The 18424-nt window shown below is 68.9% G+C and carries 14 protein-coding genes; 5 read left to right on the top strand and 9 right to left on the bottom strand.

All coding sequences use genetic code 11. From position 1 onward, the window contains the following. Positions 1-15: 15 nt before the first annotated feature. From ASG17_RS14695 to ASG17_RS14670, 6 genes are all read right to left on the bottom strand, one after another. Positions 16-1104 carry a hypothetical protein gene (locus ASG17_RS14695; RefSeq protein ID WP_162238803.1) on the bottom strand — a complete coding sequence of 363 codons (1089 nt, stop codon included), beginning with the start codon at positions 1102-1104 and terminating at the stop codon, positions 16-18. A 22-nt stretch (positions 1105-1126) separates the two neighbouring features. Next, complete coding sequence (ispG, locus tag ASG17_RS14690) at positions 1127-2269, bottom strand: flavodoxin-dependent (E)-4-hydroxy-3-methylbut-2-enyl-diphosphate synthase (protein WP_056105296.1); 1143 nt, start codon at positions 2267-2269, stop codon at positions 1127-1129. 46 nt (positions 2270-2315) lie between these two features. Beyond that, positions 2316-3464 (bottom strand): RodZ family helix-turn-helix domain-containing protein, encoded by a 1149-nt coding sequence (locus tag ASG17_RS14685; RefSeq protein WP_235560481.1) that lies wholly within the window; start codon positions 3462-3464, stop codon positions 2316-2318. Positions 3465-3601: 137 nt separating this feature from the next. Further along, on the bottom strand, positions 3602-5872 hold the full coding sequence (gene ptsP / locus ASG17_RS14680) for a phosphoenolpyruvate--protein phosphotransferase (RefSeq protein ID WP_056105295.1): 2271 nt from the start codon (positions 5870-5872) through the stop codon (positions 3602-3604). A gap of 12 nt (positions 5873-5884) precedes the next feature. Continuing rightward, the gene (locus ASG17_RS14675) at positions 5885-6235 is read right to left on the bottom strand and encodes a DUF3147 family protein (RefSeq protein ID WP_056105293.1); all 351 of its coding nucleotides are present in this window, start codon (positions 6233-6235) and stop codon (positions 5885-5887) included. Positions 6236-6239: 4 nt separating this feature from the next. Next, the gene (locus tag ASG17_RS14670) at positions 6240-7499 is read right to left on the bottom strand and encodes an aspartate kinase (RefSeq protein ID WP_056105291.1); all 1260 of its coding nucleotides are present in this window, start codon (positions 7497-7499) and stop codon (positions 6240-6242) included. A 130-nt stretch (positions 7500-7629) separates the two neighbouring features. Between ASG17_RS14670 and ubiG the strand changes: the two genes are divergently transcribed. Further along, positions 7630-8397: a bifunctional 2-polyprenyl-6-hydroxyphenol methylase/3-demethylubiquinol 3-O-methyltransferase UbiG gene (ubiG, locus tag ASG17_RS14665; RefSeq protein ID WP_056105363.1), complete on the top strand. Its 768-nt coding sequence runs from the start codon at positions 7630-7632 to the stop codon at positions 8395-8397. 97 nt (positions 8398-8494) lie between these two features. Further along, complete coding sequence (locus ASG17_RS14660; RefSeq protein ID WP_056105288.1) at positions 8495-8704, top strand: hypothetical protein; 210 nt, start codon at positions 8495-8497, stop codon at positions 8702-8704. A 43-nt stretch (positions 8705-8747) separates the two neighbouring features. Here ASG17_RS14660 and ASG17_RS14655 read toward each other — a convergent pair whose 3' ends face one another. From ASG17_RS14655 to ASG17_RS14645, 3 genes are all read right to left on the bottom strand, one after another. Beyond that, complete coding sequence (locus ASG17_RS14655; protein ID WP_056105286.1) at positions 8748-12320, bottom strand: M1 family aminopeptidase; 3573 nt, start codon at positions 12318-12320, stop codon at positions 8748-8750. Between the two features lie 4 nt (positions 12321-12324). Further along, positions 12325-13203 carry an ABC transporter ATP-binding protein gene (locus ASG17_RS14650; protein WP_056105283.1) on the bottom strand — a complete coding sequence of 293 codons (879 nt, stop codon included), beginning with the start codon at positions 13201-13203 and terminating at the stop codon, positions 12325-12327. 226 nt (positions 13204-13429) lie between these two features. Beyond that, positions 13430-15544, bottom strand: a complete 2115-nt coding sequence (locus ASG17_RS14645) for a malate synthase G (RefSeq protein WP_056105281.1) — start codon at positions 15542-15544, stop codon at positions 13430-13432. Between the two features lie 99 nt (positions 15545-15643). Between ASG17_RS14645 and ASG17_RS14640 the strand changes: the two genes are divergently transcribed. The 3 genes from ASG17_RS14640 (at position 15644) to ASG17_RS14630 (ending at position 18424) form a co-directional block, all read left to right on the top strand. Next, entirely contained in the window at positions 15644-16291 is a 648-nt protein-coding gene (locus ASG17_RS14640; protein WP_056105361.1) for a DUF1345 domain-containing protein, read from the top strand. A gap of 127 nt (positions 16292-16418) precedes the next feature. Then, a complete protein-coding gene (locus ASG17_RS14635; protein ID WP_056105279.1) occupies positions 16419-16799 on the top strand; it encodes a hypothetical protein in 381 nt (126 codons plus the stop codon). Positions 16800-16891: 92 nt separating this feature from the next. Then, positions 16892-18424, top strand: coding sequence for a hypothetical protein (locus tag ASG17_RS14630; protein ID WP_056105278.1), 1533 nt, complete (start codon positions 16892-16894; stop codon positions 18422-18424).

Raw genomic sequence — 18424 nt, 5'->3', positions numbered from 1 at the left:
CGCAAAGCGGACTTGCTATCCTGCGGAAGCCCGTCGCCGGATCAGACTGCGGATCGCCTTCACCCGCCCGGCGTCGAGCGGCTTGGATCGCGGCGCGGTCGCCGTCTTCTCGGCATAGGCCAGCGCCAGATCCAGATCACCCTGGCGGGCATGAAAATCGCGCAGGCCCCGATAACTTTCGGCCGTGCGCATCGCCCGTTTTCGCGCCTGATGATGATAGCCCAGGGCGCCCTCGGGATCGCCGACGTCGAGGCGCCATCGGCCGGCCAGGTTGAGGATCTTGGCGACCTGCTGGCGGTGGCCGGGCAGGCCTTCGTCGATCAGGGCCAGCGCCCGCTGGATCACCCGACCGGCGTCCGTGGTGCGTCCCCGCGACAAGGACGCCGAAGCCGCCGCCTTCAGATAGACCAGCGAGCGCCCCCGCGCCTGTCGAACGAGGTGGCGCAGCACGGATGCGTCCTCGTCCGCGACGATGGCGCGCAGAAGATCGCCCAGCCGCCCGCCGTCGCGCAGACAGGCCAGGGCCAGATGCCCCATGAACCGCGTCGGCACGATGTCGACGGGCCGGATCGCCCGCACCAGATCGGCATGGGCCGCGTCCTCGGGCATGGCGGGATCATAGAAGAGGGTGACGCGCGCGGTCCGGCTGAGACCCCTGTCCAGATCCTCGCGCTCGAAGTCCGGGATGGCGGCGACATCCTCGCGCCAACGTCCCTCGAAGGGCGCAGCTTCGGGTTTCATCCGCGCCTGTGGGCTGATCAGGACGATGTGGTCGGCCCCCAGCGCGTTCGAGGCGTGCAGCGCGGCGTGCCCGCCCATGCTGGAGCCATAGAGGATGCGGCGGCCCGCGCGGGCGAACAACGGATCGGCGCACACGGCCGCGACAGCCCGCGCCATGTCGTCCACCTGCCACCAGTGGGGGCGGCGGCTGATGAAGACGATGTTGCTGACATTCAGCCGGTTCAGCGCCACTTCGGCAAACCCCTCGGTCGGTTCGGCGGACATCCGGTGGGTGAAGGTGATGACCAGCAGATCGCCGCCGTGATCCGTGGCGCGGACGCGAATCTCGTCGCCGTCGAACAGCATGCGGCCGGGGGAGAACAAAGGGGCGCTCAAAGCCCGATCGCTATTCGGCGGCCTGGAGCGTCGCGCTGTCGGCCCGGGCGGCGTCCAGTTCCGCCGCCTTCTGCTCGACCTGGGCGACGATCTCCTCGACCATGCCGTCGTTGGCCTGTTTGTGGGCGATCTTGCCGTTCAGGTAGATCATGCCGGCGCCCTTCCCGCCGCCGGTGAAGCCGACGTCGGTGTAGAGCGCCTCGCCCGGGCCGTTCACCACGCAGCCGATGATCGACAGGCTCATCGGCGTGGAGATGTGGGCCAGTCGTTCCTCGAGCATCGCCACCGTCTCGATGACGTTGAAGCCCTGACGGGCGCAGGAGGGGCAGGCGATGATGTTGACGCCCCGGTGGCGCAGACCCAGCGATTTCAGGATGTCGAAGCCGACCTTGATCTCCTCGACCGGATCGGCGGCCAGCGACACGCGGATGGTGTCGCCGACGCCCGCCCACAGCAGATTGCCCATGGCGATGGAGGACTTGATGGTGCCGGTGCGCAGCGGCCCCGCCTCGGTGACGCCGACGTGCAGCGGGCAGTCGATGGCCTCGGCCAACTGGTGGTAGGCGGCGACGGTCAGGAAGGGGTCGGAGGCCTTCACCGAGATCTTGAACTCGTGGAAGTCGTGGTCCTGCAGGATGCGGGCGTGATTCAGCGCGCTTTCGACCATCGCGTCGGGGCACGGCTCGCCGTACTTCTCCAGCAGTTCGCGTTCCAGCGAGCCGGCGTTGACGCCGATGCGCATGGAGCAGCCGTGGTCCTTGGCTGCCTGGACGACATCGCGCACGCGCTGGGCGCTGCCGATGTTGCCGGGATTGATGCGCAGGCAGGCGGCGCCCGCCTCAGCCGCCTCGATGCCGCGTTTGTAGTGAAAATGGATGTCCGCGACGAGCGGGACCTTGGACTCGCGGGCAATGGTCCGGAAGGCGGCGGTGGACTCTTCATCCGGGCAGGAGACGCGCACGATGTCCGCGCCGGCCTCTTCCAGCTGACGGATCTGGTCGATCGTCGCCGCAGCGTCGGACGTCGGCGTATTGGTCATCGACTGGACCGAAATCGGGGCGTCGCCGCCGACCAGGACCGAGCCGACGCGGATCTGACGGCTCTTGCGACGCTCGATATGGCGCCACGGACGGACGTGGGAGTGATCGCTCATGGTCGGCTAAGATAGGCCTGCAACGGCGCCAAAGCCATGACGGCCGTTACTGAACGGCGGCGAGGGTTTGCTGTGACCGGGCCTGGACGTCGCTGGCCGTCTGAACCGCGGCGACGCGGGCGCTCTCGGCCTGGGCCGCGACCTGCGCCGCCGTGGCGCGGGCCATGGCCTGGGCGCGGGTGTTCAGCTGGTTCAGCGGCGTCAGAACGGCTTCGAGCCCCCCGCCGTGCTCCCCGTTCAGATAGACGTCAAAGGCCTTGGGGTCGGACACGTCCACGGTGGCCGCCACGCCGATCGGCGCACGCCAGGCTTCGCCGGCGGCGAGCTGGCGCGCGAACAGGACCTGTCCGTCGCCCAGACGCACGACCAGGGCGGCGGCCTTCCTGGCCTGAATGACGACCTGCGAGGCGGTGGCCGAGGCGCCGTAGATGGCGCCGCGCGGGTTGAAGGCGCGCTGGACCGGGCCGGCCGGGACCGGATTGGCGGCGGCGGCCTCGGCGCTGATGCCCGTCAGCTGCTCTTCCAGGCCGGGCGTGATGTAGAGGGCGGGCGTCGTCTGGTCTGGCGGCGCGTCGCGCGGGGCGCCCAGGGCGATCTCCTGGCCGGGCACTTCGCCCAGGGTCCAGCTTTCGGGCGTCGAGACGATATCCGACGCATGCGGCGCACGGATCAGGTTGACGCGCTGAAAGACGTTCCAGCCGATCACGGCCACGACCATCAGGGCCACCGCACCGATGATGCGGGGCGACTGGCGTCGGACTTCCTGGAAGGCGACGCCCGACGGGGCCTGCAGCGGCACCGACGGGTCCGGGCTGTCGCGCTTGAAGCGCTCGACCGCCAGCTGTTCGTCCAGACCCAGGGCGGCGGCGTAGGACCGCACGTAGCCGATGGAGAAGACCCGCGTCGGCAGGGCCGAGAAGTCGTTCTGTTCCAGCGCGGTCAGATAGCGGGAATGGACGCGGGTCTCGGCGGCCAGCTCTGCCAGCGATCGACCCGACACGGCGCGCGCGGCGCGAAGGCCGTCGCCCAGCGTGGCCGCCTCGGTAATGGAAGGCACGGGGTCCTTCCAGTCGGGATGCGACCGGATGTCTTCAGGAACACCGCTGCTGTCCAGCGCCATGACGCCACCCCGCACTTCGGACATCGCGCCGGGACGCGCGAACTCCGTACTCAAACCCTTGTCGTTCGATACCATGAAGGAACCGCCGACCAGACCTCCCCCCGGAGACCAGGCATTCGCGCTTTGTGGATAACTCATTTCCCAGCCCCGGGCAACGATTGGTTAATCCGCCACTCCGCCGACGACCGGAGGGTGTTCCGGACCGGGACGGTTCAGAGAGCGACGTTCAACTTTCGGGCCAGGGACTCGAACTCGTTGCGGACGGCGCCGGCGGACGAGCCGAGCAACCCCGGCAGGGCGCGCTGGGCCGCCGCGACGTTGGCGGACAGGATCATCCGCTTGACCGGGCCGACGCCGCCGGCCGGGGCCGACAGGCGGGTGAAGCCCAGGGTCAGCAGGGCGAAGGCCTCCAGCGGCCGCCCCGCCAGCTCCCCGCAGATGGAGACGGGCGTGCCGGTCTCGGCGCACTTCTTCTGGATCTCGGCCAGCGCCCGCAGCGCCGGCGGCGACAGCGGATCGTAACGCCCCGACACCAGCGGGTTGGTCCGGTCGGCGGCGTACATGTACTGGAACAGGTCGTTCGTGCCGATCGAGACGAAGTCGGTCAGGGGCAGCAGGGCGTCCAGATGCCAGAGCAGGCTGGGCGCCTCGATCATGGCCCCGACCCGCAACATCCTGGGCAGGGCGCGGCCCCGGCGACGGGCCCACTCGCATTCGCGGTCGACCATTTCGCGCGCCTGGCGGTACTCGTCCACGGTGGCGATCATGGGGAACATGATGCGCAGCTCGCGATTGGCGGCCGCGGTCAGCAGGGCGCGCAGCTGCATCCGCAACAGGGCCGGCCGATCCAGCCCCAGGCGGATGGCGCGGCGGCCCAGCGCCGGATTCTCCTCCCGCTCGGCCTCGAGGTACGGCAGCACCTTGTCGCCGCCAACGTCCAGCGTGCGGAAGGTGACGGGTCGGTCGCCGGCGGCGTCCATGACCAGTTTGTAGAGCTGGGTCTGGGCGGTCAGGCGGGGCAGTTCGTCCGAGACCATGAACTGGAACTCGGTGCGGAACAGGCCGATGCCCTCGGCGCCCGTCTCGCTGAGGTTCTCAAGATCGACAGCCAGGCCGGCGTTGGTCAGCAGGTGGATGCGCACACCGTCCTGGGTCACCGGCTCGACGTCGCGCAGGGCGTCGAACTCGGCCCGGCGCTGGGCGCGGACGGCCATCCGCGACTGCACCGCCTCCAGCATGTCGGAGCGGGGGCGCAGGTAGGCCTCGCCGGTCTCGCCGTCGACGATGACCAGGTCGTTTTCGCTGAGCCGGTCGCGCAGACCCTGCAGGCGGCCCACGCACGGGATCTGCAGCGCGCGGGCGACGATGCCGGCGTGGCTGGCGGCCGAGCCTTCCTCCAGCAACAGCCCCTTCAGCTTCTCGCGGGGGTATTCCAGCAGGTCGGCCGGGCCCAGGTTGCGCGCCACCAGGATGGCGTCGTCAGGCAGCTCGCGCGTACCCGGCGTGTCGCCCGCCAGCACCCGCAGCAGCCGGTTGGCCAGGTCCTCGAAGTCGTGCAGCCGCTCGCGGATATAGGGGTCGCGGGCCTGGGCGAAGCGGGCGCGGTGCTCGTTGCGGACCCGGTCCACCGCCGCCTCGGCCGTCAGACCGCCCTTGACCGCTTCCTCCAGCGACCGGTTCCAGCCGCGGTCGTCGGCGAACATCCGGTAGGTTTCCAGCACTTCGAACGACGGCCCGGCCATGCCGCCGCGCTCGCCCTCCAGCATGGCGTCGATGCCGCTCTTGAGGTCGGCCATGGCCAGCTTGAGCCGCATCTCCTCCATGACGGGGTCGGAGGACAGCAGCTTTTCGGGCGGCAGCGGCGCCTCGTGCAGGACGACGTGGCCGAACGCCAGCCCTTCGGCGAAGGTCTGGCCGCGCAGCCGTTCGGGCCGGTGCGGCGCCACCTCGACGTCGCGCAGCTCGTCCTGATCCAGCAACTCGCCGGATGCGACCGTCTCGGCCAGGACCATGGCGATGGTCTGGATGTCCTCGACCTCGTCCTCGTCGTACCGGCGCTCGGCGCGGTTCTGGACGACCAGGACGCCGATGGCCCGGCCGCCGCGCAGCAGGGGGGCGCCGAGGAAGGCGTGGTAGGGGTCTTCGCCCGTTTCCGGGCGGTAGGAGAAGCTGGGGTGGGTCGGGGCGTCCGACAGGCTGATGGGCTGGGCCAGACGGGCGACCTCGCCGACCAGACCCTCGCCGGCCTTCAGGCGGGTGTTGTGGACGGCGTCGCGGTTCAGGCCCTGGGTGGCGAACAGCTCAAGCTCGCCCGACGCGCGGCGCAGATAGAGGGAGCAGACCTCCGCCACCATCTCCATGGCGATGGTGCGCACGACCTTGTCCAGCCGCTCCTGGGCCGGAGCCGCACCGGCCATGGCCTCGCGGATCTGGCGCAGGAGGACGCGCGGTCCCCTCGCTGTCATCGCGCCGCCAATGGGCATTCGCTCTCCTGTCTAGAGCCGCATGCCGAAGCGCGCGGCGATCAGAACCGTGACACCATACAGGACGACGGTCACGACGCACCCTGCTCCCAGCGCCGGCCAGAAACCGACACCGCGCCTCAACAGCGCGGGAATGACCAGAAACATGGGGAGCGAAGGCAAGACGTACCACAGTGTCGCCTCCGAATGGTGGGCCAGCCGCTCGACGTCGTGCGTGTCGCGCCACAGCCAGACCATGCCCATCACCGACACCAGCGGCAGCGACGCGAACAGCGCGCCGAGCGCCGCATTGCGCCGGGCCGTTTCCGACACCAGCGCGACCAAGAGACCCGAAACGCCCGCCTTGATCAGGGCGTAAAGCACGGCGTCAGACCGCTTCCAGCCCGTAGGCCGAATGCAGGGCGCGGACGGCCAGTTCGGCGTAGGCGGCGTCGATCAGGACGCTGATCTTGATCTCGGACGTCGAGATCGCCTGGAACTTGACCCCCTTGTCGGCCAGGGCCTTGAACATGGTCTGGGCGACGCCGGCGTGGCTGCGCATGCCGACGCCCACCACCGACACCTTGGCCACGTCCTCGTCGACCCGCAGCTCCTCGAAGCCGATCTCGGTCTGCGCGGCGCGCATCAGCTCGGCGGCGCGCTGGGCGTCGCGGCGGCCGGTGGTGAAGGTCAGGTTGACCGCGCCTTCGGAGCGCGACTGGCTTTGGACGATCATGTCGACATTCACCCCGGCCTCGGCCAGGCGGGTGAAGACGTCGGCGGGGGCGTCGACCCGGTCGCTGAGGCCGATCAGGCTGATGCGGGCCTCGTCGCGGCTCATGGTCACGCCGGACACGATGCGCTTTTCCACGATCTCCTCCTCGTCGCAGATCAGGGTGCCGCCCTGTTCGGGCAGGACGCCATCAGCGTCCGGCTCAATGAAACTTGAAAGAACGCGCACCGGCACGCGCTGGCTCATGGCCAGTTCGACCGAGCGGGTCTGCAGGACCTTGGCGCCCAGCGACGCCATCTCCAGCATCTCTTCGTACGACACGCGGGCCAGGCGGCGCGCCTTGCTCTCGATGCGCGGGTCGGTCGTGTAGACGCCGTCCACGTCCGTATAGATGTCGCACGGGCAGTTCATCGCCGCCGCCACCGCCACAGCCGAGGTGTCCGAGCCGCCCCGGCCCAGCGTGGTGATGCGGCCGCCCTGGGTCACGCCCTGGAAGCCGGGGACCACGGCGATCTCGCCCGCATCCACCGCCGCGCCCAGAACCTCGCCGGGCACATCCTCGATACGCGCCTTGCCGTGGGCGTCGTCGGTGATGATCGGGATCTGCCAGCCCATCCACGAGCGGGCGTTCAGACCCATGTTGCGCAGGGTCAGGGCCAGAAGACCCGCCGTCACCTGCTCGCCCGAGGCGACCACCACGTCGTATTCGTCGTCCGACAGGGCCACGCCCTCGCCCGGTCCGCCGGCGCCGTCGGTCCAGGCGACCAGCTCATTGGTCTTGCCGGCCATGGCGGAGACGACCACGGCGATCTTCTTGCCGCGCGACGCCTCGGCCGCGACGATCCGCGCGGCGCGCCGGATGCGTTCCAGGTCGGCCATCGAGGTGCCGCCGAACTTCATCACCAGACGCGTCATCGCAGCCCAAGACCCCCGCGCCAGCGATCAAAGCCGGCTTGCACCCGTGGCCGCTCGGGTTCATCCCTCGGCCTGGCCCGCTTCTAACGGCCGTCAGCCCACGCGCAATCCCGAAAGACTGTCAGTGACCATCAGTGAAGCTGTCGACGCCCCGGCCGACCGGGCCTTCGGTTCGTCGATCGACCCGGCCGACGTGGCGCGCTTCTCGGCCCAGGCGGCGGAGTGGTGGGATGCGAAGGGTCCGTTCGCGCCGCTGCACCGGTTCAACCCGGCGCGGCTGAAGCTGATGCGGCGGTTGCTGGTCGAGCGTTTCGAGCGCGACGACCGGGCGCGCGCGCCGTTCGAAGGCCTGAGCCTGATCGACATCGGCTGCGGCGGCGGGCTGATCGCCGAGCCGATGCGGCGGATGGGCTTTGGCGTCACCGCCGTGGACGCGTCGTCCGAGAATATCGGCACAGCGCGCGCCCACGCCGAACAGACGGGCCTGGACATCGCCTACCGCCCCGCCACGGCCGAGCAGATGGCGGCCGAGGGTCATCAGTTCGATGTCGTGCTGGCGCTGGAGATCGTCGAGCACGTCGCCGATCCGGCCGCCTTCCTGCGGACCTGCGCATCCATGGTGAAGCCGGGCGGGATGCTGGCGGTGGCGACGCTGAACCGGACGATCCGCTCGCTGCTGCTGGGCAAGGTGGCGGCGGAATATGTGCTGCGCTGGGTGCCGGCCGGGACGCACGACTGGCGTCAGTTCCTCAAACCCGGCGAGATCCGCGACTGGCTGGCCCCGACCGGCCTGTCGGTCCAGGGGCCGTTCGGCTTGGCCTACGACCCGCTGGGCGACCGGTGGAGCGAGACCGACGACGCGGCCGTGAACTACTTCATGACCGCACATCGGAGCTGAGCATCTTACGGCGAATTCATCCCGTTTACAGGCTTGTAACGGGACCTTGGCCGTACCGGGTGGGATGACGATGGTCTCTCAACTGGAGGACTGCCCCATGAAGAAACTGATCGTCCTGGCCGCCGCGGCGACCGCACTGATGACCTCGGCCTGCGTGACCGTAATCGACGGCGACAGCGACTGGTCCTGGCACGGCGAAGGCGCCCAGGCCTTTGACGGCGCGCGCGACGAATGCCGCCAGCGCGGCGACGAACACTCGACCGCCTTCGTCACCTGCATGGCCGACAAGGGCTGGGTCCGCAGCTGACGCCGGCGTGGGCTGATCCCTCGACGGGGTCAGCCCACCGCCCTCAGCCGACCGCTTTGACGTTGTCGTCCGAGTTGCGGTCGATCCACTTGTTGTAGGGGTCGACGCCCACGAAGGTCGGCCGCCGCGCGGTCACGAAACGGAAGGTCTGCGAGCCCGTGCGGATGGGCTTGCGCTCCATCAGCACCACGTCGCGCGGGTTGAAGGCGCCCTCGCCCGGCTGGGCGGTGAACAGGCCGATGTCCATGGTTTCCGCCAGCGGCGCCTCGGTCTCCGTGCCCTGGCCGTCGACATAGAGCTTGCGCGCCTCGACCGTGACGCTGACGTCGAACCGGCCGTCCGGGCGGGCCGTCACCGACGATCCGACGGTCTTCACGTCATAGAGGGTGATGCGCTCGAACAGGTCGGTGATGAGGCCCTGCTTGTCCGCCGGCGCCCGCGCCCGCAGCGCCGCCACCAGATCGGTCGAGAGCGGATAGGGCCCGGCCTTGAAGCCGAAGTCGGCGATCATCTGACGCAGGGCGCCGTTGACCGCCGCCTCGCCGATCTGGTCACGCAGCAGGTACATGACCAGCCCGCCCTTCTGATAGTGGATGTAGGTCTGGTTCTCGACCCGGCCCAGCGGCAGTTCCTCGATCGTCTCGTCGCCGCGCGAGGACAGATAGGTGTCCAGTTCCTTCTTCAGGAAGCGGCGGATCTGGTCGCGGCCGTAGAGGCGCTCCATCACCATCAGGGCCGAATACTGGGCCTGGCTTTCCGACAGAGCCGTCGCGCCCTGCACGTCCGCGCCGACCACCTGGTGCGCCCACCACTGGTGTGCGAACTCGTGGGCGGCGATGTAGGTGACGTAGTCGATCTTCTCCGGATTCCGCAGATCGGCGATGAAGCCCAGGCCTTCGGACCAGGCGAAGGTGTTGGGGAAGGACTGCGCATAGCTGGCGTAGGCGGGATATTCGGTGATCCGGGCCTGGCGGAACTGATAGGGGCCGAAGCAGGCCTGGAAATAGTCGAGAGACGCGGCCAGCGCCTTCAGCATCCGCTCCACGTTCCGGCCGTGGGCGGCGTCGTGATAGACGACCATCTCCACCCCGTTATGCGTCCGGCGCGTCGCCTCGTAGCGGGCGGACTGCACCGAGAAGAAGTTCAGCACCGGCGTCTCGGTGACGAAGCGGGCGGTGCGGCGACCGTTGGCGATCTGGTCCGAGGCCAGCGTGCCAGGCGCGATCGGGGTCTGGTCCGCATCGGTGGTGACGGTGATGTCGGCCGTGGTCCAGTCGGCGCCGATGTAGTTGCGCCCGCGCGCCGTCTCGTCCTCCAGCTTGGCCATCCGCAGCTCGGCGGGCAGGCCGCGCTTGCGCCGTTGGGTCCGGTCGGTCAGCAGGCCATCGCGGCTCATGCCGATGATCGGCGCGAACTCGCTGTTGGTGATGAAGGTCCCGTTGTCGACCAGGCGGGTGGTGTTGCCGCTGTTCTTGAAGCCGCGCTGCTGGACCACGGTGCGGAAGCGGACGGTGCGCGTCTCGCCCGGCTGCATCGGCGTGTTGAAGCGATAGATGCGGTAGTCGAAGTCCTTCCATTCGCGCGCGACGCGGGCGCCCTGGACGTCCAGCCGCTGCATGTCGACGTCGTCCATCCAGCGCAGATGGATTTCGCTCAGCGGCGCGGCCGTGCGGTTCTGGATGACGTACTCGCCGTCGGTGACCAGGCGCGGCTGGTGGGGATGCAGGTTCAGGTTCAGGCGCAGGTGCGTGACCGAGGGCTGGGGCGTGGTCTCGAAGGGCAACAGCGCCTTTTCGTAGGCGGCCTGTTCGTCCTGCTCTGCGTCGCGGCTGCGGTACTCGTTCCAGACGTTGGTGTTGATGAAGATGAAGACGCCCAGGCCGACGAAGGCCGCCAGCGCCGCGCCGCCCAGCACGCCCGCCGGGCCCATCAGACGGCGCGGCAGGCGCCGGATCCGAGGCAGGAGCCGAGTCTCGGTCCCTCGCCGCCACAGGCCATAGACCAGCACCAGCAGCACCACGCCGAACGCCAGCCAGTAGCTGTTGGTCCAGGTCGCGAAGGTCGCGAACTGGCCCGTGCCGTTCATGTCCGACAGCGGCACGCCGATCGACTGACCATAGCGATACAGCAGGTGGTCGAAGCCGAGGTTGGCCGAAACGATGGTCGCGATGATGTAGACCACCATCACCGCCCAGCCGACGAACTTGTTGGGCGACAGCGCCTGAACGAAGATCGCCAGGATGGCCAGCTGGACGTAGCTGATGGTCTCGGGCCAGAGATACCAGGCCAGATACTGGTCGAAGCGGTAGTCGAACCAGCCCCTGAAGGTCTGGACCACGACGCCGGCCAGGACACTGACCGCCAGGGTCGAGATCAGCACCAGCGCCAGGGCCAGCGTCTTGGGGATCAGGAACGACCAGTCGGGCGCGGCGGAGGCGTCGATGATCTCGTGCACGCGCCGCTCGCGGTCGCGCCAGACCAGCTCGCCCGAATAGTAGATCGCCACGATCATGGAGATCAGGCCGAACGCGCCCACCAGCGTCCCGATGACCACGCGCGTCACCGGCAGCACCGGCGCGCCGTAGATCTCGCCCATGAACAGCAGCGTGGCCACCGCAAAGGCGAAGCCCAGCAGGATCAGGACCGCATAGGCCGGGCTCTTGAACACCAGGACGGTCTCGAACCGGGTGCGTGCGACCAGGACGGCGAGGGCGCTCTTCAGGCCGAAGGCGGGCGTGGCCAGCGGGCCGGTCGCGACCGGCGCGGGCGCGGGCGCTTCGGCCTGGGCGGCCAGGCGGGCGGCCGTCTTGGGCTTGGCGCCCTTGGCCGAGAACTGGAAGACCCCGTAGGCGAGCGCCAGGAAGCCCAGCCCGATCGCCGACCACAGCACCCGGTTCCAGCCCAGCGTCCCGTCCAGCGACGGGTTGATCGTGTTGCGCTCCAGCGGGGTGAAGTACTTGGTCGCCTGTTCGAAGGCGAAGCCGCCGAACGGATCGAGCCAGACCATGAGGCCCTCGAACTGCGGTTTGTCGAGCACCGAGTTGACCGTCATGTACAGGATGAAGACCGCCACGACCCCGACGTAGGTGGCCATCATCGAGCGTGTGGCGGTGGCCAGGGCGAAGAACAGGGCCGAGGTCAGCAGGACCGACGGCAGCCCCATGACCACATAGGCCCAGACGAAGTCGCCGATGCGGAAGGGGCCGATCGTCTCGGGATCGACCCAGGGCATGGCCATGCCGACCACGGCGCCGATGTTGATGGCCAGGAAGGCCAGAGCCACGGCCCCGAAGGCGCCCGTGAAACGTCCGTACAGATAGTCGAACTTGGTGACCCGCGTGCTCTGGATCATCGGCCCGAAGCCGCTCTGGGCGTCCCGCGCCACGACGTTGGCGACGATGGCCGTGGTCGCCAGCATGAAGAAGACCGACCCGATCATGTTCAGGATGGCCAGAACATGGGGCGCGTTCTTGTGCACGTTCGAGCCTGCGACCAGGCCGACGTTGTCGCTGGCCACGGCGCCGAAGCCGATCAGGGCGAACAGGATGGCGATGACCCAGAAGGCGGGCTGGCGAAGCTGGTAGCGGAACTCGAAGGCCGCGATCTTGACGAACATGGGATCAGGCCGCGCGGCGGGTGGCGGCCAGGGTCGAGAAGTAGACGTCCTCCAGCCCGCCGGGGACCGGTTCGAAGCCTTCGCCCGGACGACCGTCGGCCAGGACGTGGATCACGGTGCGGCCGGCGAACAGGCGGGTCGAGATGACCTCGTAGCGGGCCTGGTGATCGGCCAGCGCCTCCTTGTCGATGGTCTTCTTCCAGACGCGGCCGTTCATCGACTTCATCAGCTCGACGGGGGCGCCCTCCATGCGGATCTTGCCGCCGGCCAGCACGGCCATGCGCGGGCACAGGTCGGCCACGTCCTCGACGATGTGGGTCGACAGGATGATGACCACCCCCTCGGCGATCTCGGCGAGCAGGTTGAGGAAGCGGTTGCGCTCCTCCGGGTCGAGGCCCGCGGTCGGCTCGTCGACGATGATCAGCTTTGGATTGCCGATCAGGGCCTGGGCGATGCCGAAGCGCTGGCGCATGCCGCCCGAGAAGCCGGCCAGGGCCTTCTTGCGCACGGACCACAGGTTGACCTGGTTCAGCAGCGCCTCGACCGTTTCCTTGCGCTCCTTGCCGCCGGCGATGCCCTTCAGAACCGCCATGTGATCCAGCATGTCGTAGGCCGAGACGCGCGGGTAGACGCCGAAGTCCTGGGGCAGATAGCCCAGGGTGCGGCGCAGCTCCTCCGGGTCCTTGATGACGTCGATGTCGCCGAAGGTGATGGAGCCGCTGGTCGGCGTCTGCAGCGTCGCGATCGAGCGCATCAGCGTCGACTTGCCCGCGCCGTTGGGGCCCAGCAGGCCGAACATGCCGGTGGGGACCGTCAGGCTGACGTCGTCGAGGGCGCGCACGCCGTTGCCGTAGACGTGGACCAGATTCTCGACGACCAGCATGCGCAACTCCCCAACCAGCGGCGGCAACCTGTCGCCGCAGAGAGTGAATCGCAAGTTACGGCTGAGTCACACTCGGGGATCTTCCCTCTCCCAGAGGGAGAGGGCTTGAGGCTCCAGGAGCCGAAGGCGATTGGCTAAGCCGAAAGGGTGAGGGGTGGGCGGCTAACAGGACAGGGCGGTCCCCTCACCCTTTCGCGCCAGAACGACGGCTATCGCCGCCGTGCGCTCAAGCCCTCTCCCTTTGGGAGAGGGACGCTTTGGCTTTGAGCCGGTAGGCATGCAGCAGCGGCTCCGTGTAGCCGTTCGGCTGGGTCAGGCCTTCGAACACCAGGTGGCGCGCCGCCTGGAAGGCGAGGCTGCCCGCCGGGTCCGGCGCCATGGGGCGGTAGAGCGGATCGCCCGCGTTCTGGGCATCGACCTTGGCGGCCATGCGCAGGAGTGCGGCGTCGGCGTCGGCCGCCGTGCACACCCCGTGCAGCAGCCAGTTGGCCATGTGCTGGGACGAGATGCGCAGGGTGGCGCGGTCCTCCATCAGGCCGATGTCGTGGATGTCCGGCACCTTGGAGCAGCCCACGCCCTGGTCGATCCAGCGCACGACGTAGCCGAGGATGCCCTGGGCGTTGTTGTCCAGCTCAGCGGCAATCTCGTCCGGCGTCCAGTTGCGGCCCTCTGCCAAGGGCGGGGTCAGCAGGGCCGACAGCGGTGGAACAGGTTGCGCGGCGATGGCGTCCCGCAGGGCGAACACGTCGCTCTGGTGATAGTGAAGGGCGTGCAGGGTCGCGGCGGTCGGCGACGGGACCCAGGCTGTGTTGGCGCCCGTCTTCGGATGCGCCGCCTTCTGGGCCAGCATGTCCGCCATTCGGTCGGGCGCCGCCCACATGCCCTTGCCGATCTGGGCCTTGCCGTTGAGGCCGCAGGCCAGGCCGATAGCGACGTTGCGCGCCTCATAGGCGGCGATCCAGGCGGCCGACTTGATCTCGCCCTTGGGGACCACCGGCCCGGCCTGCATGGCGGTGTGGATCTCGTCGCCGGTGCGGTCCAGGAAGCCGGTGTTGATGAAGACGATGCGGTCCTTCACCGCGTGGATGCAGGCGGCGAGGTTGGCGGACGTGCGTCGCTCCTCGTCCATCACCCCGACCTTGATCGTGTGGCGCGGCAGGGCCAGCAGGTCCTCCACCGCGTCGAACAGGGCGTCGGTGAAGGCGCACTCGTCCGGCCCATGCATCTTGGGTTTGACGATGTAGATCGACCCGGCGGCGCTGTTGCGACCGGCGCCCCTCACATCGTGCAGCGCGATCAGGCTGGTGACGATGGCGTCCAGTATGCCTTCCGGCGCATCCGATCCGTCCGCCAGCCGCACGGCCGGATTGGTCATCAGGTGGCCGACGTTGCGCACGAACAGCAGGCTGCGGCCCTTCAGCGTCACGGCCGATCCGTCCGGCGCGGTGAAGACGCGGTCCTCGGCCAGGCGCCGCGTCAGGCTCTGGCCGCCCTTGTCGAAGGTCTCGACCAGATCGCCCTTCATCAGGCCCAGCCAGTTCCGGTAGGCCGCCGCCTTGTCCGCCGCATCGACCGCCGCGACCGAATCCTCCAGGTCGCAGATGGTGGTCAGCGCCGCCTCGAGCACCACGTCACTGATCCCCGCAGGATCGCTGCGCCCGATGGCGGATGAGCGGTCGGTCACCACTTCGATATGCAGGCCGTTGTGGCGATAGAGCCGCGACCCCTCGGTCGAACCGACGAACTGGGCGGGCTCGGCCAGATCGGCCGCCGCGATGTCGGTCACGTCCGCCCACCGCCCGCTCTTCAGCGGCAGGGCCTCGTCCAAGAAAGCCTTGGCCCGCGCCACCACCCGCGCGCCGCGCGCCGGATCGTAGCCGCCGCCCGCCGGCAGGTCGCCCAGCGCGTCGGTCCCATACAGCGCGTCATATAGGCTGCCCCAGCGCGCATTGGCGGCATTCAGCAGGAAGCGGGCGTTGAGGATCGGGACCACCAGTTGCGGCCCCGCCATGGTCGCCACCTCCGGATCGACGCCTCTCGTGCCGATGGCGAAGGGTTCAGGCTCGGCGACCAGATAGCCGACCTCGCGCAGGAAGGTCTCGGACGTGGCGCTGTCATAGGGCTGGCCGCGCCGGGCCTCATGCCAGGCGTCGATCTTCGCCTGCAGGTCGTCGCGCACCGCCAGCAGCCGCCGGTTCTCCGGCGCGAACCGGGCGAAGATCGCCGCCGCGCCTGCCCAGAAGGCTTCCGGTTCGAGACCGAGGCCGGACAGCACCTCGTCCTCGATCAGGGCGGCGATCTCGGGCGCGACCGACAGGTCCGCGCGGTTAAAATAGGTCATGGCTCGATCCGTCGGGGAGACGACTGTAACATTCCGTGATGACGCAGCGGAAGTCGAGAGGCTTTGCGGATGTTTGCGCCGAAGCGCAGGGTGACGCCGATGGCCGATCACCCCTCGATGCTTCGCCTGCACGGCCTGTTGTTCGCCTCTGCGGCGGCGGGCCTGGTCGTCGGCATGGCGGCGGTCCCCTTCGGCTGGCTGAGCCGCGCGGCCTTGGGCGGCGAGACGGCGATGGCGCTCTTCATCGCCGGATCGCTCTTGAACATGGCGCGCAGCAAGGGCACGCAAGCGATCCGCGAACGCGCGGCCGCGCTGGATCAGGGCGGCGCCTTCGTTCTGCCTCTGGCCCTCTGCGCGGCGCTGGGCAGCGTCGGGGTCGTGATCGGCGAGGCCGCGCAAGGGCGACAGAGCGCGTCGGGGGCGCTGCTGGCCGTGGGGGCGGTGACGGTGTCGTGGCTGTTCACCCACGTCATCTTCGCCCTGCATTACGCCCACCGGTTCTATGCGCCGGAGAAGAACGGGGTGGCGGGCGGCCTGCTGTTCCCCGGCGAGGACGACCCCGACTATTGGGACTTCCTGCATTTCGCCCTGATCATCGGCGTCGCGTCGCAGACCGCCGACATCCAGATTTCCAGCCGGCCCCTGCGCCGCCTGGCCACCGTGCACAGCCTGACGGCGTTCCTGTTCAACACCGTCGTCCTGGCCCTGACGGTCAATCTGGCCGTGACCTTGATGGGGCAAGGATGAGACCGGCGCGTAAACGCGCTTAACGGTCGGTGCGAAAGGCTTAACCGCGTTCGGAAACGGGACCGCAAGCGGCCGTCCGTATGGTGACGACATGGACGAGAAACGTCCGGTTCGCGCCAGAGGCCCCATGCTGTTCCTGTTGAATGACGTCGTGTTCGATCTGGACGAGACCTGCCCGGTCACGCCTGGGGACGCGCGCCGCTTCGACAGCCTGGACTTCGACTATGTGCTGGAGCTGGGCTGCGAGCTGTTCGCCGAGGACCCGATGCTTCATCGCACCGATCCGCAGAAGGCGCGCCGGCTGGCCTGGCTTATCGCCGACCGCTCGCCCGAGGTGAACGCCGCTCTGTTCTGCGCACCGGAAAAGGACTGCGCGCCCGAACTGGTCGAGCCGCGGTTCTGCGCCCTGCCCGAGGCCGTCCTGGCCCAACTGGGGCAGAGCGCCCGCAAGGGCCGCCTGAGCCCGGTCGCCGCCGACCGCGCGGTGTGGAACCGAATGGCTGCCTGAGGCCGCGACACCCGACCGATCGCAACCTGCGCTTGCGACAAGGGCGGTTTCGGCTCTAGATGTCCGCGCCTTGGGGAAGGCGGGGGCCCATCATGTTGAAACGCTGGATTTTTGCGCTGGCCACGCTGTGCGCCATCGCCGCCGCCTCGCCGGCCGCCGCGGAATGGAAGCGCGCCGAAAGCGAGCGTTTCATCGTCTACAGCCAGGGCGGCGAGCGCGAGCTGGTCACGTACGTTCAGAAGCTGGAGACGTTCGATTACATCGTGCGCCTGCGCCTGGGCCTGTCGACCGACGCCCCGCCCCGTAAATTCCCCGTCTATCTGCTGCGCAATCGCCGCGACCTGCTGCAGGTGCTGCCGGGCGCCGGCGAGAACATCCAGGGCGTCTACATTCCACGCAACGACGACATCTTCGCCCTGTCGATGACCGGCGGCGACCACACCCTGCTGCACGAGTATTTCCACCACCTCTCGATCGCGACCGGCGGATTGGCCGCCTATCCCGGCTGGCTGGTCGAGGGACTGGCGGAATATTACGCCACCGCCGACGTCCTGCAGTCACGCGTGACGCTGGGGGGCTATGAGGACAACACCGCCTACTGGCTGTCGCAAAGCAGCTGGCTGCCGCTGGAGACCCTGCTGACCGAGCGGCCGTCGGTGATCAACACCAGCGCGGTGGCGCCGACCTACTATCCGGTGGCGTGGCTGCTGACCCACTATTTCATGAACGACGAGAGCCGGCGGCCGCTGCTGCAGGCCTATGTCCGCGACGTCAGCGCCGGCGGCGACCCGGTCGAGGCCATGCAGCGCGCGACGGGCATGGATCTGGCCGCCCTGAAGACGGAACTGCGGGGCTATATGCGCGACCGCATCACCCTGACCCGCTACAGCTTCCAGCGAGCGCCGGCCGAGATCACCGTCACCACCCTGCCCCCGTCGGCCGACGACCTGCTGCTGATCGGCCAGCGGCTGAGCGACGGCGTGGCGGACGAGGACAAGGCGCCGACCCTGGCGGCGATCCGCACGGCGGCGGCGCGCTATCCCGACGACGCCTTCGCCCTGCTGCAACTGGGCCGGGCCGAGATGGATCTGGGCGACAAGGCCATCGGCGAGGCGACCCTGCAGCGGGTGCTGGAGATCGAGCCGGCCAATGTCGGCGCCCTGCAGCGGCTGGCGGCGGAGCGCATCGACCATGCGCGCGACGAGACCGACTATCAGGCGTCCCTGGCCACGATCCGCGAGGCGCGCGCCTATCTGGCGCGCGCGTACCAGGCCGACCCGACCCACTTCTACACGCTGCAGATGCTGGCCGAGACCCGCCAGTGGTCGCAGTCCTATCCCAACGACAACGACCTGCTGACCTGGGACCAGGCCTTCAACCTGGCGCCGCAGCTGCCGAACATCCGCTTCGGTTACGCCAACGCCCTGATGCAGGCGGGCAAGAACGACGAAGCCATCATCCTGATGAAGCCCATCGCCAATGCGCCGCACAACGACGGCCAGGCCGAAGCCGCCCAGCAGATGATCGACCGCGCCCTGGCGGGTCAGGCGCCGCTGAGCCAGGAGGCGCTGGACGCCGCGGCGGACGAGCCGTCCGAACCGGTCGACGAACCCGCGCCGCAGTGA

The organism is Brevundimonas sp. Leaf363 (assembly GCF_001424025.1).
Lineage (GTDB): Bacteria > Pseudomonadota > Alphaproteobacteria > Caulobacterales > Caulobacteraceae > Brevundimonas.
The sequence above is the reverse complement of the archived record's forward strand: the minus strand, read 5'-3'. Positions and strand labels throughout refer to the sequence as shown.

Excerpts from the sequence above, each read along its gene's own strand:
- ASG17_RS14650 (WP_056105283.1), bottom strand. The coding sequence starts at position 13,203 with ATGCTGGTCGTCGAGAATCTGGTCCACGTCTACGGCAACGGCGTGCGC.
- ASG17_RS14645 (WP_056105281.1), bottom strand. The coding sequence starts at position 15,544 with ATGACCTATTTTAACCGCGCGGACCTGTCGGTCGCGCCCGAGATCGCC.
- ASG17_RS14630 (WP_056105278.1), top strand. The coding sequence starts at position 16,892 with ATGTTGAAACGCTGGATTTTTGCGCTGGCCACGCTGTGCGCCATCGCC.
- ASG17_RS14670 (WP_056105291.1), bottom strand. The coding sequence starts at position 7,499 with ATGACGCGTCTGGTGATGAAGTTCGGCGGCACCTCGATGGCCGACCTG.
- ptsP (WP_056105295.1), bottom strand. The coding sequence starts at position 5,872 with ATGCCCATTGGCGGCGCGATGACAGCGAGGGGACCGCGCGTCCTCCTG.
- ASG17_RS14655 (WP_056105286.1), bottom strand. The coding sequence starts at position 12,320 with ATGTTCGTCAAGATCGCGGCCTTCGAGTTCCGCTACCAGCTTCGCCAG.
- ASG17_RS14635 (WP_056105279.1), top strand. The coding sequence starts at position 16,419 with ATGCTGTTCCTGTTGAATGACGTCGTGTTCGATCTGGACGAGACCTGC.
- ASG17_RS14640 (WP_056105361.1), top strand. The coding sequence starts at position 15,644 with ATGGCCGATCACCCCTCGATGCTTCGCCTGCACGGCCTGTTGTTCGCC.
- ASG17_RS14660 (WP_056105288.1), top strand. The coding sequence starts at position 8,495 with ATGAAGAAACTGATCGTCCTGGCCGCCGCGGCGACCGCACTGATGACC.
- ASG17_RS14685 (WP_235560481.1), bottom strand. The coding sequence starts at position 3,464 with ATGGTATCGAACGACAAGGGTTTGAGTACGGAGTTCGCGCGTCCCGGC.
- ispG (WP_056105296.1), bottom strand. The coding sequence starts at position 2,269 with ATGAGCGATCACTCCCACGTCCGTCCGTGGCGCCATATCGAGCGTCGC.